The sequence below is a fragment of the Ruegeria sp. S84 genome (assembly GCF_056583445.1).
Window position 1 is genome coordinate 2,259,113 of the sequence record NZ_CM152618.1, and the last position, 25,147, is coordinate 2,284,259.

Below are 25,147 nucleotides of genomic sequence, written 5' to 3' on the forward strand. Positions count from 1 at the left end.
CGTCAAATCGCATATTTCAATCGCACGATAACGACAGTTTATCACCGCAAAGACGCCATCACTGTGCGCAAGGCCGCGACCGTAGGCAATTCCGGGTCACGAGTGAGTGTGGCCAGACAAATCGGCTTGCTCACCACGGGTTCGATCAGGGACAGCACCCTTGTGTCCTTCAGGTCGCCCAGCGCCCGCACCAGCACGCGTGGAATCACGGTGGCCGCTAGCCCCTCGCGTGCCATGACCATCGAGGCTGTGAATCCGCTTGTCTCGGCTACAATATCCGGGTGCAAGCCCTGTTCGGCGAATATCCGATCCAAAATCCGCCGGTTCTGCATCTGTGGTTCCAGCAGGCTCAGGGGAAACTCGGCCACGCGGGCCCATGGGATCGGGCCTGTCTCATCGGTCATATGCGAGGGGACCAATAGGACATAAGTTTCTTCGTACAAGCGCTGCACTTGCCGTAGATCGGTACCGATACTGTCGCCATAAGTGATGCCAGCATCCAGACTTCCTTCGTCCAACCGGTGCTGAATGGCCGTTGCAGACATTGTTTCAATCCGGGTCACGATACGAGGATGCGCATCGCGCAACCGCTTCGTCAGACGCCCGGTGAAGGCAATCGCTGTAGGGATGACACCCAAAATAAGCGTGCCGGTGATCTCACCCTTTGCAGCGAGTACCTGTTGTTCCAAAGCCTTGGTGTCGTCGAGAATGCGCCGCGCGCGCTGGACAATCATCTCGCCCTCTTCCGTCAGTCCCTGAAATCGGTTTGCGCGGCGAACGATGGAGACACCCAGCCGATCCTCCAGGTTTCGGATTCGCATCGAGAACGCAGGCTGTGAAATCCCGCATTCCTCAGCTGCCTTGGCGAAATGACGATGCCGCGCCAATGCGCTGAGCAATTGCAGGTCGCGGATTTCGATCATCTAGAGCTGTCTCAAGTATCAGGTCAAAATCCAAACTAACCACATTTCTGCACAAGAGAAATGTGCGAGATGCGAGCATCGTCAATTTGTTGGCTGCCACAGGATCAGCGCTTCAGATACATGCAATACTCGGGTGGTTGAGCCTGCCGAACTGCTGTTCCAGCCCAAATGAAACTAACAGGATCGCATCTTGCCACCTGAGCGGTTTTGACACTTCGCCATAACGCGCGATATGCCGGTTTAACAACAACATAGAACCGAATTATTCCATGAACCTTACGAGAAACCAAATTGAGGACTTCTTGGTGCGTGAATGCGTCGATTTTGATCCTCTCAATTCCAAAGAAGGTGGTGAGGTTGTTCAATGCTGGCATCAGACATTCGCCGGGAACGTAAAGAAATCAACCGGTTCCTGGATTCACAATCGCTTTCGCTGGCATGGTTTCAGTTACGGGTTTCAAATCGCGCGGGCGGGCGATGACGCTTTAAATGCCTATAAGAACCAGTGGCCTGCCGCGTATGTTATCTTTGATGAAGATATCAAATGGTCGTATCGCTGCGTCTCAGAAACATATCCAGATTTCACATCTTTTGGCGCGGATATCTACGTAGCCCACCACAACATGAAGTGGACAATGGCATTCACACACGAGCAACCCGATATCGGCCCGTTCTTCGCAGAAAATCCGAGGTTATAAGCTGAGCAGTGGCTGCATTGGTGGCTTCTCAGGTGTTGAACAAAAAGTGCATCACATCGCCATCCTTGACGATGTAGCCCTTCCCTTCGGCCCGCATCTTACCCGCCTCTTTGGCACCTTGCTCGCCATTGGCAGCGATGTAGTCGTTATAGGCGATAGTCTCGGCGCGGATGAAGCCCTTCTCAAAGTCTCCGTGGATGACACCTGCGGCCTGTGGTGCGGCGGTGCCGGTGCGGATGGTCCAGGCCCGGGCCTCTTTCGGGCCGACGGTGAAATAGGTTTCCAGCTTGAGCAGGTCGTAACCGGCACGGATCAGACGGTCGAGGCCGGGCTCTTCCAGGCCCATTTCCTCTAGGAACATCTGTGCCTCGTCGTCTTCCAGAAGGCTGATCTCTTCCTCGATCTTGGCACTGATAATGACATGAGCATTACCTTGCGCTGCAGCCATCTCAGCGACTTTGGCAGAGTACTCGTTGCCTTCGGCGGCCTCTTCTTCGGACACGTTGCAGACATAAAGCACCGGCTTGGTGGTCAGAAGTTGCAGCATTTTCCATGCCTTGGCGTCTTCATCAGACACTTCAACCAGACGCGCTGGCTTGCCGTTTCCCAGCATCTCCTGCGCCTCGGCCAGCAGGCGGTCCTGCTGTTGCGCTTCTTTGTCATTGCCCTTCAGCTTGCGCACCAGATTGGCGCGACGCTTTTCGATGTTTTCCAGATCGGCCAGCATCAGCTCGGTCTCGATCGTATCGGCATCGGCCACCGGATCAACGCGGCCATCCACATGGGTCACGTCACCATCTTCGAAACAACGCAGCACATGGGCAATCGCGTCAGTCTCGCGGATGTTTGCCAGAAACTGGTTGCCCAGCCCCTCGCCTTTCGAGGCCCCTTTCACCAACCCCGCGATATCCACAAAGGTCATGCGGGTTGGAATGATCTGTTTCGAGGACGCAATCGCAGCCAGTTTATCCAGCCGGTCATCAGGAACGGCGACATCCCCCACATTGGGTTCGATGGTGCAGAACGGGAAATTCGCCGCCTGAGCTGCCGCAGTTTTGGTCAGTGCGTTGAAGAGAGTCGACTTGCCAACATTCGGCAAACCCACGATTCCCATTTTAAAGCCCATGACGGCCTCCTGATACCATTCGAGCGCCGCTTCTAGGCAGGTCCGGTGCAATGCGCAAGGCAAAGTGCCTGAACACTGCCGCGAGTCTATTCTGCCACATCACAAAATCGACATCGATTTGTGTTCTTGCGTCCATTGAAAACATGCACCTACATTCCTCAATAAAACCAATACCAACGAACGACGGACATAGTAGGTAAAAATGAAATCCCTTGTTATTCTGGCTTTTGCGCTGACAGCCGCTACTGCAGCACAAGCCCAATCCATCATTTTCGGAGCAGGCTACGCAGATTATTCCAGCGCTGAGAGCGAAGATCAGGCGATTGTTTCGCTGGAATACCAGCATCGCTCTTTCTACGAAGCGACCCGTTTCAGCGCCACCTGGGGTGCGGCCCTGTCTGTTGATACCGACGGTGACACGCATGTTGGCGCGGGCCTGATCGGGCTTTACACTTTTGCGAACCGTTGGTTCATCGAGGGCAGTGTCATGCCGGGATACTATAGTGAATCCAACGAACTGAATGATCTGGGCGGCAGTTTTCAGATACGCAGCTTACTGGGCCTTGGCTATACGCTGGAAAGCGGCAACAAACTGTCTGCCGCTATCACTCATATATCCAACGCCAGCACGCAGGAAGACAACCCAGGTGTAAACGCACTTTTGCTGAGATACCATTACGCCTTCTGATCGGAAGCCCACCAAGCGGGATTGATTTTCAGCGAAAGTTTCTGCACATCAGGTCCAAACCCGAGTGCAAGGATTTCCGATGACCCGTATTGACGCCAAATTCGACGCCCTGCAAAAGCAAGGCAAAAAGGCATTTGTAGCTTATGTCATGGCCGGGGATCCCGACTACGACACATCGCTGGAGGTCGTGAAGGGTTTGCCCGGCGCAGGTGTCGACGTCATCGAGTTGGGCCTGCCCTTTACCGATCCCATGGCCGATGGCCCGACCATTCAGGCTGCTGGCCAACGGGCGTTGGATGGTGGAATGACATTGCAACGCACTCTGGATTTGGCCCGCGCCTTTCGTGAATCCGATGACACCACACCGATCGTGCTGATGGGATATTACAATCCGATCTACAGCCGAGGTGTCGAGAAATTTCTGGCAGATGCAAAATCAGCGGGGATCGACGGGCTGATCGTCGTCGACCTGCCCCCCGAAGAGGACGAAGAGCTTTGTCTGCCCGCGCAAGCTGCCGGGCTGAACTTCATCCGCTTGGCGACGCCGACGACCGATGACCAACGCTTGCCTCGCGTACTGCAAAACACATCCGGCTTTGTGTATTATGTATCGATTACCGGCATAACCGGTGCTGCCGAAGCGCAGGCAACCGATGTTGGGCCCGAGGTCGCTCGGATCAAAGCTGCAACTGATTTGCCCGTGATCGTCGGTTTCGGCATCAATACGCCAGAAAAGTCTCGCAACATCGCGAGTGTATCCGATGGCGCGGTAGTTGGATCTGCCATTGTCAGCCAGATCGGTTCCGGAAAACCGGTGACCGAGGTTCTGGATTTTGTCAAAACACTGTCAGATGGCGCGCACTCCGCCTAACAATTTCTTTCCATTTTCAGATGGTTCTTCACCGCAGCAGGCGCGCCGCCTACTGCGGTGTTTTTTGTTTTGACCACGCGGCAACCAACCGCAGCAAGCGGGCATTGCAGTGTTTCAAAATAATTGGTAAAGAAACTTAACCAATCCTGCGAGAGCCTGATCAATGCCTGTCATTACCAATATCGAAGACCTCAAACGGATCTATGAGCGTCGCGTTCCGCGCATGTTTTTTGACTATGCAGAAAGCGGCAGCTGGACCGAACAAACCTTCCGCGAGAATACGTCGGATTTCGAAGATATCCGCCTGCGCCAACGGGTCGCCGTAGACATGACAGGGCGCTCGACCGCATCGCAGATGATCGGGCAGGATGTATCCATGCCCGTTGCATTGGCTCCGGTAGGCCTGACAGGAATGCAGCACGCGGATGGTGAGATCAAAGCGGCCAAAGCCGCCGAAGCCTTTGGTGTACCCTTCACACTGTCGACCATGTCGATCAATTCGATCGAAGATGTTGCTGAAAACACTTCGGCCCCTTTCTGGTTTCAGCTCTACACTATGAAAGATCAGGACTATGTCGGGCGACTGATCCAGCGCGCAAAGGATGCGAAATGCTCGGCCCTTGTCATTACGCTTGATCTGCAAATCCTTGGCCAACGACACAAGGACCTGAAAAATGGCCTATCTGCGCCGCCAAAGCTGACCCCCAAGACCATCGCCAACCTGATGACGAAATGGGCCTGGGGCATCGAGATGCTTGGTGCCAAGCGCCGAGAATTCGGGAATATCGTCGGTCATGTCGACAGTATAACCGACACACGCTCGCTGGGTACATGGACCGCCGAACAATTCGATCCCAGCCTCGACTGGGGCAAAGTCGAGAAACTGATGGAACAATGGGGCGGCAAGGTGATCCTTAAGGGCATTCTTGATGCCGAAGATGCCAAAATGGCTGCAAAGCTTGGCGCAGATGCAATTGTTGTCTCAAACCATGGTGGACGGCAGCTGGATGGTGCGCTCAGCTCGATCCGGGTTCTGCCCGAGATCATGGATGCCGTCGGCAGTGATGTCGAAGTGCATCTGGATAGCGGCATCCGTTCAGGGCAAGACGTGCTGAAAGCTTTGGCGCTTGGGGCCAAGGGCACCTTTATTGGTCGCGCCTTTGTCTATGGGCTAGGTGCAATGGGTCAGAAAGGCGTGACAACGGCATTGGAAGTGATCCAGAAAGAGCTCGATACAACGATGGCACTTTGCGGTGAACGTAACGTAGCCGATCTTGGGCGCCACAATCTTCTGGTCCCCGAAGACTTTGGCGGTCGCTGGCAGGCTTGATCCTGCGCCTCCCACGTAGATGGAGACGCCGCATGGCCGCCCATTGAGCGTCTCGTTCAAGGTACTTGCAGCCAGATGAAGCAGAGGATCCGTCCTTCATCTGGCCGTAAATACCTCGGAGCGCGAGGCAGAGCCTCGCAAAATTTCTCGGGCTACAAAAAGCCCTTTCCAAACCAACTGAATCAAGCTAAGGACGCGGCTTCACGCGGGCATACAGCCTTGGAGGATGCCCGCCCTAACATTGGAGAATTATCATGGCTGGAGAGATTCCTGATCTCGTAGCTCTGGAACGGACGGGGACAGGCAAGGGCGCCGCTCGTCAAGCACGCCGCGATGGCATGGTTCCGGGCATTGTTTTTGGTGGCGACAAAGAGCCGCTGCCGATCCAGATCCCGTTCAACGTACTGTTCAAGCGCCTGAAAGCAGGCCGGTTCAAGTCGACCCTGTGGAACCTGAAAGTCGAAGGTCACGAAGACGTGCGCGTCATCTGCCGCGATGTCCAGCGTGACGTTGTCAAAGACCTGCCGACCCACCTGGACCTGATGCGCCTGCGTCGGACCACCAAGATCGCGCTGTTCATCCCCGTTGAATTCATCAACGAAGAAGAAGCCCCCGGTATCAAAAAAGGTGGCGTTCTGACCGTTGTCCGCCCCGAGGTTGAACTGCTCTGCACAGCCGGTGACATTCCTGAGAAGATCACTGTTGATCTTACTGGCATGGAAATCAACGACGTTGTCACCATCTCTTCGGTTGTGCTGCCCGAAGGCACCAAGCCCACCATCGATCGTGACTTCGTGATCGCCAACGTCTCGGCACCCACCGGTCTGTCGACCAGCGACGACGAAGAGGGTGATGAGGAAGAAGTGGCTGCAGATGAAGTTGAAGTCATCGGCCAGGAAGAAGAATAAATCCGGATCAAATCCAGATTTGAAACGGGGCGCCTTCTGGGGCCCCGTTTTCTTTTGCGTGTACGGGGCTGGAAAACATCCCCTGATCCATGCAATGAGATAACGACGCGAGACTGTAAGGGACAAAGCGATGAAACTGTTTGTCGGTTTGGGAAATCCGGGATCAAAATACGCTCGCAACCGGCACAATATCGGCTTCATGGCGTTAGAGCGAATTGCCCAAGATCACGGGTTTGGTCCATGGAAGTCCAAGTTCCAGGCGGAAATTGCCGAAGGACGTCTAGGCGGCCAGAAAGTGCTGCTAGTCAAGCCGCAAACCTTCATGAACCGCTCTGGCCAGTCAGTGGGAGAGGCAATGCGCTTCTACAAGCTCGACTCGACGGACGTGACCGTCTTCCATGATGAGCTGGACTTGGCACCCGGTAAAGTGCGCGTTAAGGCAGGCGGTGGCCACGCAGGCCATAACGGGTTGCGGTCGATCCACGACCATATCAGCCCGGCCTATGATCGCGTGCGGCTGGGTATCGGTCATCCGGGCCGCAAAGAAATGGTCTCGCCTTATGTTCTAAGCGACTTTGCAAAGGCGGATGCGGACTGGCTGGATGACGTGCTGCGCGGCGTCTCGGACGGTGCCACTTATCTTGCCGATGACGAAAGCGGGAAATTCATGAATGCCGTTGCACTGCGCACTGCTCCACCCAGATCATCGAAGCAGCCCACTAAACCTGAAACGCCCCCCAAAGCTGCCGCCGAAGCCGTTTCAGCGCCCGATGAGCGTTCGGCCATGCAAAAGCTGCTGGATAAATTCAGATAATCATTCCGCAACGTTGCGCTTGCGCAAAGCCTCAGGCCAAAGTCCAATGTCAGAGGCAAAGGGAGGTGACGAATGAAAACAGCGCTCAGATGGCTGCTGCGTATCCTGTTGACCTTGGCATTGGCAGCGGCGGTTGTCGGATTTTGGAAACGCGAGGAAATCCAGCGCCTGATGGCGGTGAATTCGCTGTTTTCAGAAGAAAAGATCGTCCACAACTTTTCGAATATGGACGAAGCCTTTCTGACGGTCACTCTGCCGCGTGGCAATGGCCCGACCTGGGAGCTGCCGTATGGGCCTGGCTTCGATCTTCCCGATGGAACAGACCAGTGGATCGAAGATCGCTCGGTAACATCCCTGTTGGTGATGCAGGACGGAGAAATTCGTTTCGAAGAATACTATCTGGGCACCGGGCCGGATGATCGCAGGATCTCCTGGTCAATTGCTAAAAGCTATTTGTCTGCCTTGTTCGGTATTTTGCTGGATGAAGGCGCGATCAATTCGCTCGACGATCCGGTTGTGCAATACGCACCCGACCTCAAGGGCAGCGCCTATGAGACCGCCACGATCCGCAACGTGTTGAACATGGCCAGCGGCGTGACCTTTGACGAGGATTATCTGGACTATAATTCCGACATCAATCGCATGGGCCGCGTCGTGGCGCTGGGAGGTGAACTGGACGACTTCGCGGCTTCGTTGAAGGACAGTTTCGTCGCGCCGGGTGAAACGTGGCAATATGTGTCGATCGATACTCATGTGATCGGAATGGTCATCCGGGGGGCAACAGGACGCAGCGTTGCAGAGTTACTGACCGAGAAAGTGATCACACCGCTGGGATTGGAGCGAGAAGGCTACTACATCACCGATGGAGCAGGCGTTGCATTTGTTCTGGGTGGTCTCAACTTCACAACGCGCGATTTTGCCCGGTTCGGGCAGTTGATTTTGCAGGATGGCGAACGCGATGGACGGCAGATTGTACCCGCGGATTGGATCGACGCCGCTACTTGGCCAAGCGCACCGACCGAACCGGGCAAGATAGGGTATGGCTATCAATGGTGGATCCCGATCGGTGCCCATGAAGGTGAATTCATGGCGCGGGGCGTGTATGGGCAGTACATTTACTTCGACCAGCCACGTGGTGTTCTGATTGTCACGACGGGCGCAGACCGGAAGTTCCGCGATCCCGGCGTCGGTGAGCAAAACATAGAAATGTTCCGCAAAATTGCGCGAAGCCTGTAAGATACCATCATGCAGAAGCAAGACAGCATCAATGTTCTGGGCGGCGTGCTCGCGCCTTGCTCGCGCACACCGTTAACCGGATTCTTTCGCGATGGCGCCTGCAACACCTGCCCCGAGGATCAGGGAAGCCATACGGTTTGCGCCGTGATGACGGCCGAATTTCTGGCCTATTCAAAATATGTCGGAAACGACCTTAGCACGCCCCGGCCCGAATTCGATTTTCCCGGGCTCAAACCCGGTGATCGCTGGTGCTTGTGTGCGGGGCGCTTTTTGCAAGCCCATGACGAGGGATGCGCGCCCAAGGTGCACCTTGAAGCCACGCACCAGAGGGCGCTGGATATCGTACCTCTCCATATTCTAAAAATGCAGCGCGCTGAAGACGAGCACTAGATGGCGATCGCCCGATATCCGCGAGACGTGCGCGACGGCGGCCCGGTTGGAAAGCCATGCTCGGCCTGCAGATCCCAGCCCGAACGCGCGAGCATCTCCGCCACAATATCCGGTCGATAGGTTCGGTGCCGCCATTGGAACCAGATGATCGCATTACACCAATGTGGCTTGCTGACTACCAACCAAAGCGTTGCACCCGGTTCAGCCAGATCGCGCATGCGGCGCAAAGCATCTATCGGATCAACGCAATGCTCCAGAACATGCGCAGCCAACAGGCAGTCAAAACGGGATGCCGGATGGAACTCTTCCAAGCGCGATTGGACAGTCTCGGCGTTTCCACCGCGCCGTTGCAACGCTGACCCTGCCAGTTGCAGCATTCGGGCCGAAGGTTCCAAAAGCGTCACATGCCCTTCGCGCCGGATCACGGCGCGTGCTTCGGCAAAGGCTCCCGTACCGCACCCGATATCCAGTGCGTTACGGCCCAATTCGACCTGCGGGTCCGAGGACAGAAAACCCAGATAGGCATCGAAATACCCCAGCAGACGCATCTTGTCTGCCCAGCTCGGGGCGGCCTGATCGTATTTCTGGTCAAGTCGGTCGGGTCCGGCCTTTGAGGAAACACTGCACATGCAATGCAAACTGGCACAGTTCCTCAAAGGCGCAAAGCCTGTTAGGCCTAATCAGTCCGCTGCGCGACCTTCGGTATCCGACATATCAAAGTTCAGGTACCGTGCGACGGTCTGCACATCTTTATCCCCCCGGCCACACATATTCATGCAGATCAGGTGGTCCTTGGGCAATTCCGGCGCGATTTTCATAACATGCGCCAGCGCATGGCAGGGCTCCAGCGCAGGGATGATACCTTCGGTGGCGCAGCACAACTGGAACGCTTCAAGCGCTTCTTTATCCGTGATCGAGACATAGTTGGCGCGACCGATGTCGTGCAGCCAGGAATGCTCGGGGCCAATGCCCGGATAGTCCAGACCGGCCGAGATCGAATAGCCTTCGAGAATCTGCCCATCATCATCCTGCAGCAGATAAGTGCGGTTGCCGTGCAGCACGCCCGGACGACCTCCGGTCAATGAGGCGCAATGCTCCATCTTCTCGTTAACCCCCTTGCCGCCCGCTTCAACACCGATGATATTCACATCCTTGTCGTCGAGGAACGGGTAGAACAGGCCCATCGCATTCGAACCACCTCCGATGGCGGCGATGATGGTGTCGGGCAAACGGCCCTCGGCCTTTTGCATCTGTTCCTTGGCTTCCTTGCCGATGATCGACTGGAAGTCGCGTACCATCGCCGGGTAAGGATGCGGGCCAGCAACGGTGCCGATGCAGTAAAAGGTATCGCGCACATTGGTCACCCAGTCGCGCAGAGCGTCGTTCATCGCATCTTTCAGCGTACCCCTGCCGGATGTCACCGGGATCACTTCGGCTCCCAACAGGCGCATACGGAACACGTTCGGGGCCTGGCGCTGAACGTCATGGGCACCCATGTAGACAATGCACTTCAGGCCGAATTTGGCGCAGACGGTGGCTGTGGCCACGCCGTGCTGCCCTGCCCCGGTCTCGGCGATGATCCGGGTCTTTCCCATGCGCCGCGCCAGAATGATCTGGCCCAGCACATTGTTGATCTTATGCGCGCCGGTGTGGTTCAGTTCGTCACGCTTCAAGTAAATCTTTGCGCCGCCCAGATGTTCGGTCAGGCGTTCCGCGTAGTAGAGCGGCGAAGGGCGACCCACGTAGTTTGCCCACAGATCGTCCATCTCGGCCCAAAATGTGGGGTCATCCTTGGCTTTGTCATATTCCTCTTCCAGTGACAGGATCAGCGGCATCAGCGTTTCGCTGACAAAGCGCCCGCCGAAGATGCCAAAGCGGCCTTGTTCATCGGGGCCGGACATGAAGGAATTAAAAAGATCGTTGGCCATGGAAGTCTCCCTCGTCGTACCCGATGTTCATAGGAGGTGATGGAGTGATTTGCCATCGCAAAACGTATCATTCCGCCGCCTGAGCGCGCTGTTCCCACACCTGAAGTGCCTGAACTCGACTTGGAACAGCAATGCAGGGAAATTGACAGAACACATTGATATCGGCCAGACGGGTCGACGCGCGTACTACACGGCGATGAGGGCCGGAATATGCGAATGTCAGCATAGCTTCGACATCATGCCAGACTGTGTATGAAAAATAACAGCCTTGACGCACAAATACCTCGGCATGCAGGCACAGCGCGTCACCGCGTGCCTGCCGCAAGGATTGATGAGCGCGCCAGAAGAACTCGGGCCCGTGATACCATCGTTTAAGTGAAACTCCGCCGATCACTGCCAGCATGCTCTCCCCCATTTTGAGGAGATACGCAGGTTCGTGCAGATCAGATCAACTTGCCGCGTCGATAAAGGCGCGGATCAGCCCGGCATCCTTTACACCCGGAGAGCTTTCGACGCCGGATGAGACATCCACCTGCTGTGCGCCGGTCATTCGCACCGCTTCTGCGACATTGTCAGGGGTCAGACCTCCGGCCAGCATCCATGGCCTACGCCAGTATTTACGACCTGCCAGCAGGCGCCAATCAAAAGACAAACCGTTACCACCAGGCAGCTCCGCGTTTCGCGGTGGCTTTGCGTCGATCAACAGCTGATCCGCCACATCTGAATAGAGATCGATGGCCGCGAGGTCTTCGGCCTCGGCCACACCAATGGCCTTCATTACTGGCAGGCCGAAGTGGTCTCGCACTTGCTGCACACGCTCAGGACTTTCTTTGCCATGCAGTTGCAACATATCCAGAGGCACGATCGAAAGAATGTGGTCCAGATCCTCGTCCGTCGCATTCACTGTCAGCGCCACCTTGGCGACGCCCGCGGGCACCTCCTGTGCCAATGTCGCAGCTGTCTGGGGCTCAACATGCCGCGGGGATTTGGGGAAAAACACAAAACCAACATAACCCGCGCCCGCATCCACAGCAGCGCGCACGTGGTCAGGGGCGGTCAGGCCGCAGATTTTAACTCGGATATCAGCGGGCATCGTAGGGCCTCAGCTTGCCTCATCCAGAATGGCCAGCACATCATCCTGACCTTCATTCTGCTTTTTCTTGAGCTTCTTAACTTCACGCTCAAGCTTGCGCACTTCGCCTTGCTTCACGGTCACATCCTTGCGGTGCTTATGCTCGCGTAGCCATTCCCACAGGAAGCCGATGACCAGGCCGGCAACAACCCCACCCAGCACGACCAGAAACAGCGGCAAGGAGGTTGACAGGTTGAACCCCAGCAACTCGGACAAAGCATCCGGCATAAGCTTAAGTTCAACAATTTGGCGATTGGCCAGCGAAACCGAGACCAGAACGATCCCCAATGCAGCCAGAAATGCATAACGAATGTAGCGCATCATGAGGCTAGGCTTTACCGTTCAAACGGTCCCTTAGCAACTTGCCAGTTTTGAAAAATGGAACACATTTTTCTTCAACCTGCACAGTTTCACCGGTGCGGGGATTGCGGCCTACACGTGCGTCACGCTTTTTCACCGAAAACGCGCCGAAACCGCGCAGCTCTACGCGGTCGCCGCGTGCCATGGCGTCGGTCACTTCTTCAAAAACGGTATTCACGATCCGCTCGACGTCGCGTTGATAGAGATGCGGGTTTTCGTCGGCAATTTTCTGAATCAATTCTGAACGGATCATACGCAATACCCTCCCAGGCGGACGATGTGACAAGCCTATAGTTCTGACAGTATAGGAAAAAACCCGGATCGGGGGAACGGATACTCTGCCAGCAAAGGCGGCATTTTGCGACAATCTCACGCGAATTTTTGCCCGTTGGCCTGATTTCCACACTTCATGCGCGAACGATAGGCAAATTAAGCCGACTATTTGGAAGATATTGATTCGCAACAAAAACGGCCTCGCACCATGGTGCGAGGCCGAATTTCATGTTTGGGATACGCCCCGGACTTAGTCGCCCGACTTCAGTGCTGCACCCAGGATATCGCCCAGCGACGCGCCCGAGTCGGAAGAACCGTACTGTTCCACGGCCTCTTTCTCTTCGGCGATCTCGCGTGCCTTGATCGACAGGCCCAGACGGCGGGTCTTGCTGTCGACGTTGGTGACGCGGACGTCGACCTTGTCGCCGACCGAGAAACGCTCGGGGCGCTGCTCAGCACGGTCACGCGATAGGTCTGAACGACGGATGAACGACTTCATGCCTTCGTACTCGACCTCGATGCCGCCATCTTCGATCGCGGTCACTTCGACGGTGATGACCGAACCACGCTTCACGCCGCCCACGGCTTCGGCGAACTTGTCACCGCCCAGGGCTTTGATCGACAGCGAGATACGCTCTTTCTCAACGTCAACTTCCGAGACAACGGCTGAAACCATGTCGCCTTTGCGGTAGTTCTGGATCGCATCTTCGCCACGCTCGTCCCAGGACAGGTCGGACAGGTGAACCATGCCATCGATGTCGCCTTCGAGGCCAATGAACAGACCGAATTCGGTGATGTTCTTGACTTCGCCTTCGACCTCGGTGCCCTCGGGGTGTGTTTCTGCAAACACTTCCCATGGGTTGCGCTGAGTCTGCTTCAGGCCCAGAGATACGCGACGCTTGGCGCCGTCGATTTCCAGAACCATGATGTCGACTTCCTGGCTGGTCGAAACGATCTTGCCGGGGTGGACGTTTTTCTTGGTCCAGGACATCTCGGACACGTGCACCAGACCTTCGACACCGGCTTCCAGCTCGACGAACGCGCCGTAGTCGGTGATGTTGGTGACGCGACCCTGATGGACCGAGCCCAGCGGGTATTTCGCAGCAACCAGATCCCACGGATCTTCCTGCAGCTGCTTCATGCCCAGGCTGATGCGGTGGGTTTCTTTGTTGATCTTGATGACCTGAACCTTGATGGTTTCGCCGATCGTCAGGATCTCGGACGGGTGGTTCACACGGCGCCATGCCATGTCGGTGACGTGCAGCAGGCCGTCAACGCCGCCCAGGTCAACAAATGCACCGTATTCGGTGATGTTTTTGACAACACCCTCGACGGTCTGACCTTCGGACAGGTTGCCGATGACTTCGGCACGCTGTTCAGCACGCGATTCTTCCAGGATAGCGCGACGCGAAACAACGATGTTGCCACGGCGGCGGTCCATTTTCAGAATCTGGAACGGCTGCTTCAGACCCATCAGCGGGCCAGCGTCGCGCACGGGGCGAACGTCAACCTGCGAGCCGGGCAGGAACGCAACTGCGCCACCCAGATCAACGGTGAAGCCACCTTTGACGCGGCCAAAGATTGCACCTTCGACGCGCTGGTCATCGGCGTATGCTTTTTCCAGACGGTCCCATGCCTCTTCACGGCGGGCCATCTCGCGCGAGATGACAGCTTCGCCACGGGCGTTTTCTGCAGCGCGCAGGTATACTTCGACCTCGTCACCAACAGCGATTTCAGGGGCTTCGCCGGGATTTGCGAATTCTTTCAGATCAACGCGGCCTTCCATTTTGTAGCCTACGTCGATGATGGCTTGGCCGGCTTCGATCGCCAGAACCTTGCCTTTGACAACAGAACCCTCTTCGGGCGTGTCCATTTCGAAGCTTTCATTCAGGAGGGCTTCGAATTCCTCCATGGATGCGTTAGCCATGTGGCGTTGTTTTCCTTTACATAACGTTTTTGCTGGCCGAGCGGTTGTCTCCGCCGGTCTTGTTTCATGATGCCTGAATGCGTGATCCAGAACGCGCCCGAGCTAACAAACACAAAGGGCCGAGGTTTCCCGGCCCTGCTCAGATACGTCATCCGGACGTTAACCGCCCTTGTTCAGACAGCGCGCGTATAGGCGGATTCCGTGTCATGTGCAAGAGCAAAGCCCTTAAACACTGGCCAATCCCACAAAATCCGAACATCAGGTCCGGGCATCGAAGCAAACGCAATCCGATCCCCGGCCTTCTTTGTCAGTTCTGCCGAATGATACCATGCGGCGCTAGAACAGTTGCAGATCTTTCTTGCCGCTTTGAATCTCAGCGAGGTTTGGCATGTTCTCGATCACCACGGGTGCCGGTTTCGCGCCCGGCATTGCGACAGTCGGCTGCCCCATTGCGGCCTTGCCAAAGGCAGGCTTCTCCAACTCGCCCCGGATATCTCGCAGCAGGGTTTTGTGATCCGGCATGGTCTTGAGGATCTGTGCAAGGTCCATTTTTGCCCCCTTCCACCACTGGAACCAAATCGGCTTCTTCAGCGGTCGCAGACGATCACGGATACCTTCGCCATACCCCGTATCATACACCTGTTTGCCCAGAAGAACCGTCTGATAGACGCGGAAATTGAACAGCGTCGCAAACTCGATATCGTGTTCCATCGGCAGACGATGCTGCCACAGCTCAAGGTTCTCGGCCAACCGATCCGGAATCTTCATCTCGGTGCGGGCGTCGATCCAATATTGATGATCGGTGCGGTTACCCAACCGGTAGTGCAGGCAGATAAAATCCAGTACCTCGTCATAAAGCTTGTTCATCTGCCGGTTATATCGGTTGCGCAGCGCGGGCTCGATATAGCGGGTCGGCAGATGCTCGGCAAACCAGCGGATCGCGTGATCGATCATGTGGATCGCGGTACTTTCAAGCGGTTCGATAAATCCACCAGACAAACCGATCGCCAAGCAGTTCTTAACCCAGGCATTGCGGACACGACCAACACGCATGGGGATCACGCGCGGTGTCAGCCCCTTGCCGCTGTCGCCCAACCACTCAAGATATTCGTCCGCCGCCTGATCATCGGTCCGATGCGCGGATGAATACACATATCCCGTACCTACACGATTGTAGAGCGGCACACGCCACGTCCAACCCGCACCAAGCGCGGTCGAGCGTGTAACGCTTTCGATCTTTTCGGGGTTAGGGTGCTCGATCTGCAAGGCCATGGCACGGTCGTTGGGCAAGTAGTCCGAGTAATCCATGAACGGCTCGCCCAACGCTTGATTGATGATCAACCCCCGGAAACCCGTGCAATCTATGACCATCTCAATGTCATGGCGTCCCTTGCGCTCTAACATCAGGTGGCTGACATTGCCCTGCTCGTCCAATTCGACCGATTGCACTTCGTCTTGAATATGCTCTACGCCTCGCTTGGCGCAGACCTTTGTTAGCATGCCCGCAAACTTCACGGCATCCAAATGATAAGCATAGCCAAACCGCTGTTCGAACTCAGGTGCACCCAACGGGCGCGCACCCTTGCACAACCGGGCCAGATCATCATGCGGTGAGATTGACTGCGTGAAATCCCGATCCCCGTTACCAAAACGCAGAAAATACTCGGCAGCCTCCAACCCCTCCAGCAATTGACCATGGGCAAACGGGTTTACGTAGTCTATCCGATTGCCCTTGGCGTCGTTGTTCCAATTGCAGAACTTAACTCCCAACTTGAACGATGCGTTGGTTTCGCGGAAGAAATCCCGCTCTGATATGCCCGCCTGACGGAGCGTGACCGGCATACGCGGCACCGTCGCTTCACCGACACCCACAGTCGAGATGTTGGGGCTTTCGATCAAGCAAATGCGTGGGCGATCCTTGGGTGCTGACGTGCGGGAGAACACCATGTCCAGGATGAGCGCAGTCATCCAACCCGCCGTACCACCACCCACGATGGTGATCTTACGCAAACGATTATTCATATTTTTTGTCCCTGTTGGCTTGGGATTTTGTAGCTGCCTCCCCTTTTTTTGAGTGTTGGGGATTTAACAGCAGCTTTCCCTTATTTAGCTGTGGGAAGACTATAACAGCTTTCAAGCATCCAGCTAGAGCCTATGACACCTATGGTCGCAGGCACATTCGTCATCAGAATTCAGGCTATGCGCCTACTTTGGACAAGTGTCAGATTTCCTCACCCTTCTTCAGAAGTTCTTCGATCAGCTCACGCTGCAGATCATGGCTGTCGCCCCCTCCGAATTCCGCCGCGCCACCGGTGTACAATGTGCCATAGGTGTTGGCGATATTCACAGTCTGGGCCAGACCCGAGATCAACTGATCCCTTTGCAACAGCGAAAGCGGGTGAATGAACGCAGCCCATAAGGTGCCATTTGCGATCGCATAGCGCGCATCCAGCGTGCTGTCGAAATTTGCCTGCATCATCCGTTGCAAATCGGCTGGCGACAAATCCGCAGCACTGCCGATCGCGACCATCGCCCGCATGCGGTCAGCATTGGTATCGGTGACAACCAGCACCGTCACATCAGATATCGTCAACTCAAACCCCGGCCCGATCGGCTGCGCTTGGGGGTCCAGTGCGAAGATGATTTTTCCCAGACGCTCGTAAGTCATCGGAGGTTCGGCCTCGGGCACCGGCGCGTCTGATTGCTGCGCAGCTACGCTACCTGCAAGAAAGAACAAAAACAGGGTTAGTCTGATCATGGGCCACTCCTACGGTTGTCCAACAAGCTTAGGCGGCCATCGGACAGGTGGCCAAACAAAGCTATGTGAACAGTTTTTGCAAAACGCTCTGATCTTTGGACGATCTGCAAAATCTCATGACCTATCTGCGATTACCCGTCCGAATAACCTTTTCTAACTTAGTTACATCGGCTTGGGGCGGACCCGAGCCTTGAACCAAAAAGGGAAAGGACCCCTACTATGAAATCGCTCGCACTTACTGCATTAGCCGCAACTCTGGCCCTGGCAGCTCCGGCTTTTGCCGCAGACGAAATCAACGTCTCCAAAGGCCTGTCGGCGGCTGGTGCACCCCTGGCAGCCCATGGCGTCGATCTGGTCGCGCTTGTCAACAATGGCAATCCGGTCGAAGGCTTCGCCAATCATTCGGCGACTTATGACGGCGCATCCTATTACTTCACCAGCGCGGAAAACCTTGAAGCGTTCGAGGCCAATCCGACGGCTTACTTGCCCCAGCACGGTGGCTATTGTTCGTTCGGGGTGTCTGTTGGCAAAAAGTTCGACGGCGACCCGGATCAGTACCTAATCGCAGACGGCAAGCTGTATCTGTTCCTGAATGCTGATACCCGCGCTGCTTTCCTGAAAGACGTCACCGGCACCGCTAAAACCGCAGATGACCAGTGGACCAATATCAAGAGCATCGCAGTTGGTGAATTGTAGTTAACGGACACCTGTCCGCGGCCATTTCAGGCTGCGGGCAGGTTCTGTTCAATTGTTTCGAGCGCCCGTGCCAGCGCGGCCTCAATGCTCAGGTTTGACGTGTCAAGCTGCACGGCGTCATCTGCAGGTTTCATCGGTGCAGTGCTGCGATCCGCGTCACGTGCGTCACGCTCTTTGACATCCGCGAGCACCTGTTCGCGTGACACGTCCGAACCTTTGGCCGAAAGCTCAAGATATCGCCGTTCCGCCCGGACTTCGGGGCTGGCGGTGACAAACAGTTTGACCTCAGCGTTTGGGCAAATCACGGTTCCAATATCGCGCCCGTCCAGCACGGCGCCTCCGGCGCGACGGGCAAACCCCCGCTGAAAATCAACGAGTGCACTTCGAACTTCAGGAATGACCGCAACTTTCGAGGCCGCTTGTGCGATCTCAGCCGTACGCAGATCACCCTGCTGCAATTCTTCTGCTGTCAGGGACCCTGCCGCTGCAACCGGTTCGTCACCTTGCAGCATACGACGCCCCACCGCGCGATAGAGAAGACCGGTATCCAGATGCGCAAACCCGAAATGCGCAGCAACGCCCTTGGAAATCGTCCCCTTGCCCGCCGCCGCAGGGCCGTCGATAGCTACGGTGAATCTCATGTACGCTCGACCTTGGCACCGAGCGCGGCCATCAAAGGCTCAAAAATCGGGAACGACGTTGCGATCGGTCCGCCGTCATCCACCGAAACCGCCTTTTTAGCCCCCATCCCCATGACCATGAACGACATGGCAATGCGGTGGTCCAAGAAGCTTTCGCAGGTCCCACCACCGGGCACACCGCCGATGCCGAGACCGTCGACTGACCACCATTCGTCACCTTCGTTCACGGTCACACCGTTGGCGCGCAGGCCACGGGCCATTGCGTCGATCCGGTCACTTTCCTTGACGCGCAGTTCTTTCACGCCGCCCATCATTGTTGTGCCCGTCGCATTTGCGGCCACAACAGACAGCACCGGGTATTCATCGATCATCGACGCCGCGCGCGCGGGCGGGACGTTGATCCCCTCCATGTTGGGCGAGTATTTTGCACGCAGATCGGCAACCGGCTCACCCCCTTCTTCGCGCTCGTTTTCGTAGGTCAGATCGGCACCCATTTCGCGCAGCGTGGTGAACAGGCCTGCGCGGGTCGGGTTCAGGCCGATACCGGGGACCAACACGTCCGAGCCCGGTGTGATCAGTGCGGCACAGACCGGGAAGGCCGCACTGGACGGGTCGCGCGGCACGGCGATGACTTGTGGCTTCAGCTCGGGCCGACCGGTCAACGTGATAACGCGCCCTTCATCCGTGTCCTCGACCGTGATTTCGGCACCAAAGCCCGCAAGCATCCGTTCGGAATGATCGCGGGTCGCTTCCTTCTCGATCACGATGGTCTTGCCGGGAGCGTTCAGCCCTGCCAGCAGAACGGCGGATTTCACCTGCGCCGAAGGCACAGGCACCTCATAGCGCACCGGGGTGGGGTCCGCAGCTCCGACAATGGTCATCGGCAGACGTCCACCGTCTCGGCCGACAGATTGCGTTCCGAACAGCGCCAGCGGATCGGTGACCCGCGCCATCGGACGTTTGTTCAGGCTCGCATCTCCGGTGAAGGTCGCTGTGATCGGAGAAGTCGCCATCGCCCCCATGATCAGGCGCACGCCAGTGCCCGAATTGCCACAATCGATTACCTGATCTGGTTCGGAAAAACCACCAACGCCCACGCCATGCACCGACCATTCGCCACCGCCATGATCCGTTACTTCGGCCCCAAAGGCACGCATGGCCTTAGCGGTGTCCAATACGTCCTCGCCTTCCAGCAGGCCCGATATCTTGGTTTCTCCCACAGCCATTGCCCCCAGGATCAGGGACCGGTGCGAGATCGACTTGTCCCCGGGCACCTCTGCGGTGCCTGTCAGCGGGCCGCAAGGCTGCGAAGTCATCGGGATGGGCGTGCCGTGTCCGGACATGGGGGCTCCTGTTTTCGCTATCAGTCCTCAGGCCGATTAGCGAATTGGGGCCGGTTGGTCCAGCGACAATCAGTCTTTGCGGCAGAAGGTCAGGTAATGGGGTGTACGGCCTTCGCGCAGCGCCTTCTGTTCGTAGCGCGTGGAAATCCAGTCATCCCACGGCTCACGCCAGTCGGCGGGGCGCTCGGCCAGCCATTCGAAGCCCGCCCGCGGCAACTCTTCCAGCGTTTGGCGCACATAGTCAGGGATGTCTGTTGCAACGCGAAAAATTGCGCCCGGCTTTAACGCGCGCGCCAAAGGCTCCAGATGTTCAGGTGTGACAAACCGGCGTCGGTGATGCCGGGTCTTAGGCCAGGGATCGGGATAGAGCAGAAAAGCGCGCGATATGCTGGCTTCAGGCAAAACGTCGAACAAGTCTCGCGCGTCCCCGGGATGTACGGCAAGGTTTTCAACACCGGCCTGACGGATTTTACCCAACAGCATCGCAACACCATTGATATAGGGTTCGGCTCCGATGATGCCGATATCCGGGTTTTGCTGAGCCTGATGCACCAGATGCTCGCCGCCGCCAAAGCCGACCTCAAGCCAGACAGGCTTGCCTCTGAATAGACCATCGAGATCGAGCGGATCGCGTTCAGGATTACCGTCCCAATCCACCGCACCGGGGGACAAGGCAGCAAGATCTTCCGACAGATAAGTCTTTTGACTGGGCTTCAGGGTTTTGCCCTTAAAGCGGCCATAAAAATTTCTGCGCGGGCGTTGTGGGGTCTTTGTACTCATGGCGCAGCCCTTACTGCGGGGCTGAAATTGTTGCAAGTGGTCGCCGACTTGCAAAAAACGCGCCGAAACCGGCGCGTTTTACTAATTGTTGATCAGACCGCCTGTTTCAGCGCTTCTACCAGATCGGTGCGCTCCCAGCTAAATCCGCCGTCCGCATCGGGTTCACGACCAAAGTGGCCATAAGCAGCGGTCCTCTGATAAATCGGCTTGTTGAGTTGCAGATGTTGGCGAATTCCGCGCGGAGTCAGGTCCATCACCTGCCCAACTGCTTTTTCGATCACTGCATCGGCAATCTGGCCAGTTCCATGCGTGTCGGCATAGATCGAGAGGGGCTTTGACACCCCAATCGCATAGCTCAACTGAATGGTGCAGCGCTCTGCCATCCCTGCAGCAACGACATTCTTGGCCAGATAACGCGCTGCATAAGCCGCCGAGCGGTCCACCTTGGTTGGATCTTTGCCCGAGAATGCGCCACCACCGTGAGGTGCTGCACCGCCATAAGTGTCGACGATGATCTTGCGACCGGTCAGACCCGCATCACCATCCGGACCGCCGATGACGAACTTGCCGGTGGGATTCACGTGCCATTCGGTTTCGGCGGTCAGCCAGCCGTCGGGGAGGGTTTCACGGATGTAGGGCTCGACAATGGCGCGAATATCACCAGAGGTCAGCGCCTCATCCATGTGCTGCGTCGATAGCACGATTGAGCTGACACCGACCGGCGTGCCGTCGCGATAGATAACAGACAACTGTGATTTTGCATCCGGGCCAAGGGCGGGTTCACTGCCATTTTTGCGAACTTCAGCGAGACGGCGAAGGATAGCATGCGAGTATTGGATCGGCGCAGGCATAAGCGCTGACGTCTCGGTCGTGGCATAGCCGAACATGATGCCCTGATCGCCTGCACCTTCGTCTTTGTTATCGGCAGCATCCACGCCTTGCGCGATATGGGCCGACTGCTCGTGCAACAGGTTCGTCACTTCGACGGTTTCGTGGTGAAACTTGTCCTGCTCGTAGCCGATATCTTTGATACATGCCCGCGCGATATCGTCGATATGCGCCATATAATCATGCAGCTTGTCCTGATCCGACAGACCCACTTCTCCGCCAATAACCACACGATCGGTAGTGGCAAATGTTTCACAGGCCACGCGGGCCTCGGGTTCTTCGCGCAGGAATGCGTCTAGTACTGCATCGGAAATACGATCGCAGACCTTATCCGGGTGCCCTTCGGAAACGGATTCCGAAGTAAAAATATAATTCTGTCGGGACATGAAAGTGCTCCATTAAGATTTCCCCACCACGTCAGGAAGCCGTTGTGGCAGGCGTGTGATCGAATACGCTTAGCGTTTGACAGGGTCAATCGGAAATTGGTCGTTTACGCGCCGGGCGTGCCGACATAGCAGCGCAAATAGCACCAACAAAGCTAAAAATACCGGACTGTCTCCAATTCGAGAATAAACGGTAGGGGCATGAGGACGCGGCAATTCGGCGTCGATAAACCCCGCCTGCCCAAGCGCCAGCGCCTCGGTGATCCGCCCCAATGGGCCAATCATTGCCGAAACTCCGGTATTGGCCGAGCGCAACATCGGTAGGCCTTGTTCGATTGCACGCATCTGCGCCTGGGCGAGGTGCTGATACGGGCCGGAACGCGTTCCGAACCAAGCGTCGTTTGTAATCTGCAAAAGAAAATCCGCACGATCCGGCGCGGATAAAATATCCTGCGTGAATACCGCCTCGTAGCAGATCAGCGGCAGCGCCTTGCCAAGCACGCCTACATCCATCAATGCGGCACCTGGCCCCGCGCTAAAGCCATTCCCTGTGGTTGCGGCCATCCCGTAGATACCGAACCGTGCCATCACTTCACCAAATGGCACATATTCCCCAAAGGGCACCAGGTGATGTTTATCGTATAGCCCGTCTTGCTGACCCTCCTCATTTAGATAGATCATCGAGTTATAGATCTGCTGCCCATCGGCACGCTGAATGCCCAGGACTACCGGGGCGCCCTGTGCCGCTTCGCCAATTGCTGAAAGATAGGGCTGCGCGCTGCCCAACCATGCCGGGACCGAGGTTTCCGGCCAGACGATTAGGTCCGGGCGGGGCTCGGCCGCTGTGAATTCAAGTTGGCGTGCGAAAAACACTGACGCATATGCAGGATCCCATTTCTGGTCCTGGGCTGCATTGGGTTGAATCAGCCGCACGATATGACCAGAGGGCATGACTGGAGGTCGGTTCGCTGCATAGATCAAAGCCAATACCGCACAGCCTGCGGTCAACGCGATCGGTACAACGATGCCGCTTCGGGTACGATTGCTGAACAAGGCTGCGCCCAATGGCACTGTGGCAAGCAGTGTCAGCGCTCCCAATCCATAAGGGCCGACAAGTGACAGAGTCTGGGCAAACGACGTATCCACCCAAATCTGCGCGATGCCTGCCCAAGGAAATCCGGTCAGAATGTAGCCACGCGCAAACTCGACCTGCGCCAGCGTTACAGACAGCAAAGCCCCCTGCAAGACGGGCGCTCCACCGATGCGTTTCGAAACTCCGAAGGCCAACGCCCAGAACAAGGCCAACCCGCCCGACAAGAAGATCAGAGCAAAAGGGGCCATCCACGCATGGCGTTGGACATCAACCAGAAACGGCTCGATAATCCAGCTTAATGCGTGCGCAAAATAGCCCGTTGCGAAGACCCAACCCAGCAAACCCGCTCGACGATTTGTCTCAGTGCTCAGATACAACGGCGCTATCAGCACCAGCGACAGCAAGCTTATTGGCCAATATCCCAATGGTGCCTGACCACTGGCCGCTGCGACACCCAACAGCGCCGCCAGCACCAATCGCAGCCAAAAGGGCCACCCCTCGGCAGGGTTCATGCAACAATATCCGGCAGCATGACACGCAACCGTTTTATGCGGCGCGGGTCTGCGTCAATGACCTCGAACTCGGGACCTTCGGGGTGGCATACAACCTCACCACGCGCCGGAACCCGCCCCGAGAGCATGAAGACCAAACCGCCCAATGTGTCGATCTCTTCTTCGTCTACATCTTCGTGGCTGGTCAGAGAGCGGCCAATCTCGGCCTCGAACTCTTCAAGTGGTACGCGCGCCTGAACCACGTAGCAGCCGGGTTTCTCTTGTATCCATAACTGATCTTCGTCGGCATCATGTTCGTCGGCGATTTCTCCGACAACCTGTTCAATCAGATCTTCGATAGTCAGCAAACCATCGACTCCACCGTATTCATCGATCACCAGAGCCATATGGCGACGTTCTGTCTGCATCTTGGTCAGCAAAACGCCAATTGGCATCGATGGTGGCACGAACAGCAATGTCCGCAGCATCGACCTCAGATCGAACTCGGAGGAGTTGCCGTTAAAGCCATGGGTCAGCGCAAAGTCCCTGAGATGCACAAACCCCAAGGGCGTATCCAAAGTGCCATCGTAAACCGGAATGCGTGACAAGCCGCTGTCGCGGAAAATCTGGACAAGTTCGTCTTTCGGGGTTGTCGAGGGGACCGATACGATTTCGGCTGTTGGGATCGCAACATCTTCGACCCGCATTCTGCGCAGGTTGATCATGCCCCTTGGCTGAGCGCTGACGACCTCTGCCCCGTTTAGCTGGCTGGTCTCTTCGCCCTGAGAAGAAAATACGTCGATGAGTCGAGAAAAAAGCCCGCCTCTTTCGTCGCTGTCATTGCTGCTGTTCTGAGAATGCGCGCCATGCGCCGCCCTAGAACTGCCGTCTGTTTCGCCCATTATCCTGTTCCAAATGATCGGGCAAAGGTGCCCATGTCATACATTATATGGGTCATCTATACCCAGTTTGCCAAGTATCTCGACCTCGACCCTTTCCATCAAAGTGGCGTCGAGGTCACGAATGTGATCATACCCCAGCAAATGTAGTGTACCGTGAACGATCAGATGCGTCACGTGATCGTCGGTGCTTTTGCCGGCTTCAGCTGCTTCGCGCGCGCAGGTGTCATAAGAGATCGCAATGTCGCCCAGCACGATTTCGCCAGTAAAGTCAGGTTGCGGAGCCGGCGGAGTGTCTCCCGCCCGATCCGGGGCCAGTTCTTCGGCAGGCCAGCTGAGGACGTTGGTCGGCGTGGATTTTTCACGAAATTCAGCATTCAACTCAACGACCCGTGCATCATCGCAGCCCAGCAAGCTGATCTCGCATTGATCCGCCTCAAGATCGCAATACTCCAGAACAGCAGCAATTGCGCGCGTGGCCAAAGGCTCCAGCCCGCGCCAGCGATCATCCTCAAGCGTGATTTCCAGATTCATACCTTTGGCTCCGAGCCCAGCTTCAATCGGCGCCTTG

At 56.4% G+C, this 25,147-nt stretch carries 27 protein-coding genes and 1 riboswitch; of the genes, 9 read left to right on the forward strand and 18 right to left on the reverse strand.

All coding sequences use genetic code 11. The features are described from left to right. Nucleotides 1-41: 41 nt before the first annotated feature. Nucleotides 42-923: a LysR family transcriptional regulator gene (locus tag AC1DFB_RS11360; protein ID WP_170404498.1), complete on the reverse strand. Its 882-nt coding sequence runs from the start codon at nucleotides 921-923 to the stop codon at nucleotides 42-44. A 269-nt stretch (nucleotides 924-1,192) separates the two neighbouring features. On the opposite strand from AC1DFB_RS11360, the gene AC1DFB_RS11365 reads away from it, so the two are divergent. Then, a complete protein-coding gene (locus AC1DFB_RS11365) occupies nucleotides 1,193-1,621 on the forward strand; it encodes a DUF4275 family protein (protein ID WP_170511458.1) in 429 nt (142 codons plus the stop codon). A 28-nt stretch (nucleotides 1,622-1,649) separates the two neighbouring features. On the opposite strand, the gene ychF is transcribed toward AC1DFB_RS11365, so the two are convergent. After that, nucleotides 1,650-2,747, reverse strand: a complete 1,098-nt coding sequence (ychF, locus tag AC1DFB_RS11370; protein WP_480921277.1) for a redox-regulated ATPase YchF — start codon at nucleotides 2,745-2,747, stop codon at nucleotides 1,650-1,652. A gap of 202 nt (nucleotides 2,748-2,949) precedes the next feature. Between ychF and AC1DFB_RS11375 the strand changes: the two genes are divergently transcribed. The 7 genes from AC1DFB_RS11375 (at nucleotide 2,950) to AC1DFB_RS11405 (ending at nucleotide 8,984) form a co-directional block, all read left to right on the forward strand. Beyond that, on the forward strand, nucleotides 2,950-3,435 hold the full coding sequence (locus AC1DFB_RS11375) for an acyloxyacyl hydrolase (protein ID WP_480921278.1): 486 nt from the start codon (nucleotides 2,950-2,952) through the stop codon (nucleotides 3,433-3,435). Between the two features lie 79 nt (nucleotides 3,436-3,514). Further along, the gene (gene trpA, locus AC1DFB_RS11380; protein WP_170404505.1) at nucleotides 3,515-4,306 is read left to right on the forward strand and encodes a tryptophan synthase subunit alpha; all 792 of its coding nucleotides are present in this window, start codon (nucleotides 3,515-3,517) and stop codon (nucleotides 4,304-4,306) included. A gap of 163 nt (nucleotides 4,307-4,469) precedes the next feature. Beyond that, nucleotides 4,470-5,636, forward strand: a complete 1,167-nt coding sequence (locus AC1DFB_RS11385; protein ID WP_170397492.1) for an alpha-hydroxy acid oxidase — start codon at nucleotides 4,470-4,472, stop codon at nucleotides 5,634-5,636. A 254-nt stretch (nucleotides 5,637-5,890) separates the two neighbouring features. Next, on the forward strand, nucleotides 5,891-6,544 hold the full coding sequence (locus tag AC1DFB_RS11390) for a 50S ribosomal protein L25/general stress protein Ctc (RefSeq protein WP_170397494.1): 654 nt from the start codon (nucleotides 5,891-5,893) through the stop codon (nucleotides 6,542-6,544). Between the two features lie 130 nt (nucleotides 6,545-6,674). Next, nucleotides 6,675-7,358, forward strand: a complete 684-nt coding sequence (gene pth / locus AC1DFB_RS11395; protein ID WP_170511466.1) for an aminoacyl-tRNA hydrolase — start codon at nucleotides 6,675-6,677, stop codon at nucleotides 7,356-7,358. A gap of 72 nt (nucleotides 7,359-7,430) precedes the next feature. Then, a complete protein-coding gene (locus AC1DFB_RS11400; RefSeq protein ID WP_170511468.1) occupies nucleotides 7,431-8,594 on the forward strand; it encodes a serine hydrolase domain-containing protein in 1,164 nt (387 codons plus the stop codon). A gap of 9 nt (nucleotides 8,595-8,603) precedes the next feature. Further along, nucleotides 8,604-8,984: a DUF2237 domain-containing protein gene (locus tag AC1DFB_RS11405; RefSeq protein WP_170511469.1), complete on the forward strand. Its 381-nt coding sequence runs from the start codon at nucleotides 8,604-8,606 to the stop codon at nucleotides 8,982-8,984. Here AC1DFB_RS11405 and AC1DFB_RS11410 read toward each other — a convergent pair. The 9 genes from AC1DFB_RS11410 to AC1DFB_RS11450 all read right to left on the reverse strand — a co-directional run bounded on the left by AC1DFB_RS11410 (nucleotide 8,981) and on the right by AC1DFB_RS11450 (nucleotide 17,362). Then, entirely contained in the window at nucleotides 8,981-9,613 is a 633-nt protein-coding gene (locus AC1DFB_RS11410) for a class I SAM-dependent methyltransferase (RefSeq protein ID WP_170404514.1), read from the reverse strand. The two genes, AC1DFB_RS11405 and AC1DFB_RS11410, sit on opposite strands and share 4 nt — an antisense overlap. 51 nt (nucleotides 9,614-9,664) lie before the next feature. Further along, entirely contained in the window at nucleotides 9,665-10,912 is a 1,248-nt protein-coding gene (trpB, locus tag AC1DFB_RS11415; protein ID WP_170397508.1) for a tryptophan synthase subunit beta, read from the reverse strand. A gap of 67 nt (nucleotides 10,913-10,979) precedes the next feature. Further along, on the reverse strand, nucleotides 10,980-11,315 hold the full coding sequence (locus tag AC1DFB_RS11420) for a hypothetical protein (protein WP_170424385.1): 336 nt from the start codon (nucleotides 11,313-11,315) through the stop codon (nucleotides 10,980-10,982). A 45-nt stretch (nucleotides 11,316-11,360) separates the two neighbouring features. Continuing rightward, entirely contained in the window at nucleotides 11,361-12,005 is a 645-nt protein-coding gene (locus AC1DFB_RS11425) for a phosphoribosylanthranilate isomerase (protein WP_170424387.1), read from the reverse strand. 9 nt (nucleotides 12,006-12,014) lie between these two features. Further along, nucleotides 12,015-12,365, reverse strand: a complete 351-nt coding sequence (locus AC1DFB_RS11430) for a LapA family protein (protein WP_170397774.1) — start codon at nucleotides 12,363-12,365, stop codon at nucleotides 12,015-12,017. A gap of 7 nt (nucleotides 12,366-12,372) precedes the next feature. After that, entirely contained in the window at nucleotides 12,373-12,657 is a 285-nt protein-coding gene (gene ihfB, locus AC1DFB_RS11435) for an integration host factor subunit beta (protein WP_050603110.1), read from the reverse strand. A 270-nt stretch (nucleotides 12,658-12,927) separates the two neighbouring features. Next, on the reverse strand, nucleotides 12,928-14,604 hold the full coding sequence (gene rpsA, locus AC1DFB_RS11440; protein WP_480921279.1) for a 30S ribosomal protein S1: 1,677 nt from the start codon (nucleotides 14,602-14,604) through the stop codon (nucleotides 12,928-12,930). 336 nt (nucleotides 14,605-14,940) lie between these two features. Continuing rightward, on the reverse strand, nucleotides 14,941-16,626 hold the full coding sequence (locus AC1DFB_RS11445) for a tryptophan halogenase family protein (RefSeq protein ID WP_480921280.1): 1,686 nt from the start codon (nucleotides 16,624-16,626) through the stop codon (nucleotides 14,941-14,943). Nucleotides 16,627-16,825: 199 nt separating this feature from the next. Next, nucleotides 16,826-17,362 (reverse strand): hypothetical protein, encoded by a 537-nt coding sequence (locus AC1DFB_RS11450; protein WP_170736558.1) that lies wholly within the window; start codon nucleotides 17,360-17,362, stop codon nucleotides 16,826-16,828. A gap of 219 nt (nucleotides 17,363-17,581) precedes the next feature. On the opposite strand from AC1DFB_RS11450, the gene AC1DFB_RS11455 reads away from it, so the two are divergent. After that, complete coding sequence (locus tag AC1DFB_RS11455; protein ID WP_480921281.1) at nucleotides 17,582-18,058, forward strand: YHS domain-containing (seleno)protein; 477 nt, start codon at nucleotides 17,582-17,584, stop codon at nucleotides 18,056-18,058. A 26-nt stretch (nucleotides 18,059-18,084) separates the two neighbouring features. Here the strand turns inward: AC1DFB_RS11455 and cmk are convergent, their stop codons facing one another. The 7 genes from cmk to ybeY form a co-directional block, all read right to left on the reverse strand. Then, nucleotides 18,085-18,699 (reverse strand): (d)CMP kinase, encoded by a 615-nt coding sequence (cmk, locus tag AC1DFB_RS11460; RefSeq protein ID WP_170736565.1) that lies wholly within the window; start codon nucleotides 18,697-18,699, stop codon nucleotides 18,085-18,087. Further along, complete coding sequence (aroA, locus tag AC1DFB_RS11465) at nucleotides 18,696-20,042, reverse strand: 3-phosphoshikimate 1-carboxyvinyltransferase (protein WP_480758371.1); 1,347 nt, start codon at nucleotides 20,040-20,042, stop codon at nucleotides 18,696-18,698. The genes cmk and aroA overlap by 4 nt, the downstream gene beginning before the upstream one ends. A gap of 69 nt (nucleotides 20,043-20,111) precedes the next feature. Further along, nucleotides 20,112-20,822, reverse strand: a complete 711-nt coding sequence (gene trmB, locus AC1DFB_RS11470; protein WP_480885505.1) for a tRNA (guanosine(46)-N7)-methyltransferase TrmB — start codon at nucleotides 20,820-20,822, stop codon at nucleotides 20,112-20,114. A 92-nt stretch (nucleotides 20,823-20,914) separates the two neighbouring features. After that, nucleotides 20,915-22,096 carry a methionine adenosyltransferase gene (metK, locus tag AC1DFB_RS11475; protein ID WP_480921282.1) on the reverse strand — a complete coding sequence of 394 codons (1,182 nt, stop codon included), beginning with the start codon at nucleotides 22,094-22,096 and terminating at the stop codon, nucleotides 20,915-20,917. A gap of 5 nt (nucleotides 22,097-22,101) precedes the next feature. After that, nucleotides 22,102-22,150: riboswitch (SAM-SAH riboswitch) on the reverse strand. Nucleotides 22,151-22,165: 15 nt separating this feature from the next. Then, on the reverse strand, nucleotides 22,166-23,698 hold the full coding sequence (gene lnt, locus AC1DFB_RS11480) for an apolipoprotein N-acyltransferase (protein WP_480921283.1): 1,533 nt from the start codon (nucleotides 23,696-23,698) through the stop codon (nucleotides 22,166-22,168). Beyond that, nucleotides 23,695-24,579 (reverse strand): hemolysin family protein, encoded by an 885-nt coding sequence (locus tag AC1DFB_RS11485; RefSeq protein ID WP_170397541.1) that lies wholly within the window; start codon nucleotides 24,577-24,579, stop codon nucleotides 23,695-23,697. Before AC1DFB_RS11485 ends, lnt begins: the two co-directional genes overlap by 4 nt. 36 nt (nucleotides 24,580-24,615) lie before the next feature. Then, on the reverse strand, nucleotides 24,616-25,110 hold the full coding sequence (gene ybeY, locus AC1DFB_RS11490) for an rRNA maturation RNase YbeY (protein ID WP_480921284.1): 495 nt from the start codon (nucleotides 25,108-25,110) through the stop codon (nucleotides 24,616-24,618). Nucleotides 25,111-25,147 lie beyond the last annotated feature (37 nt).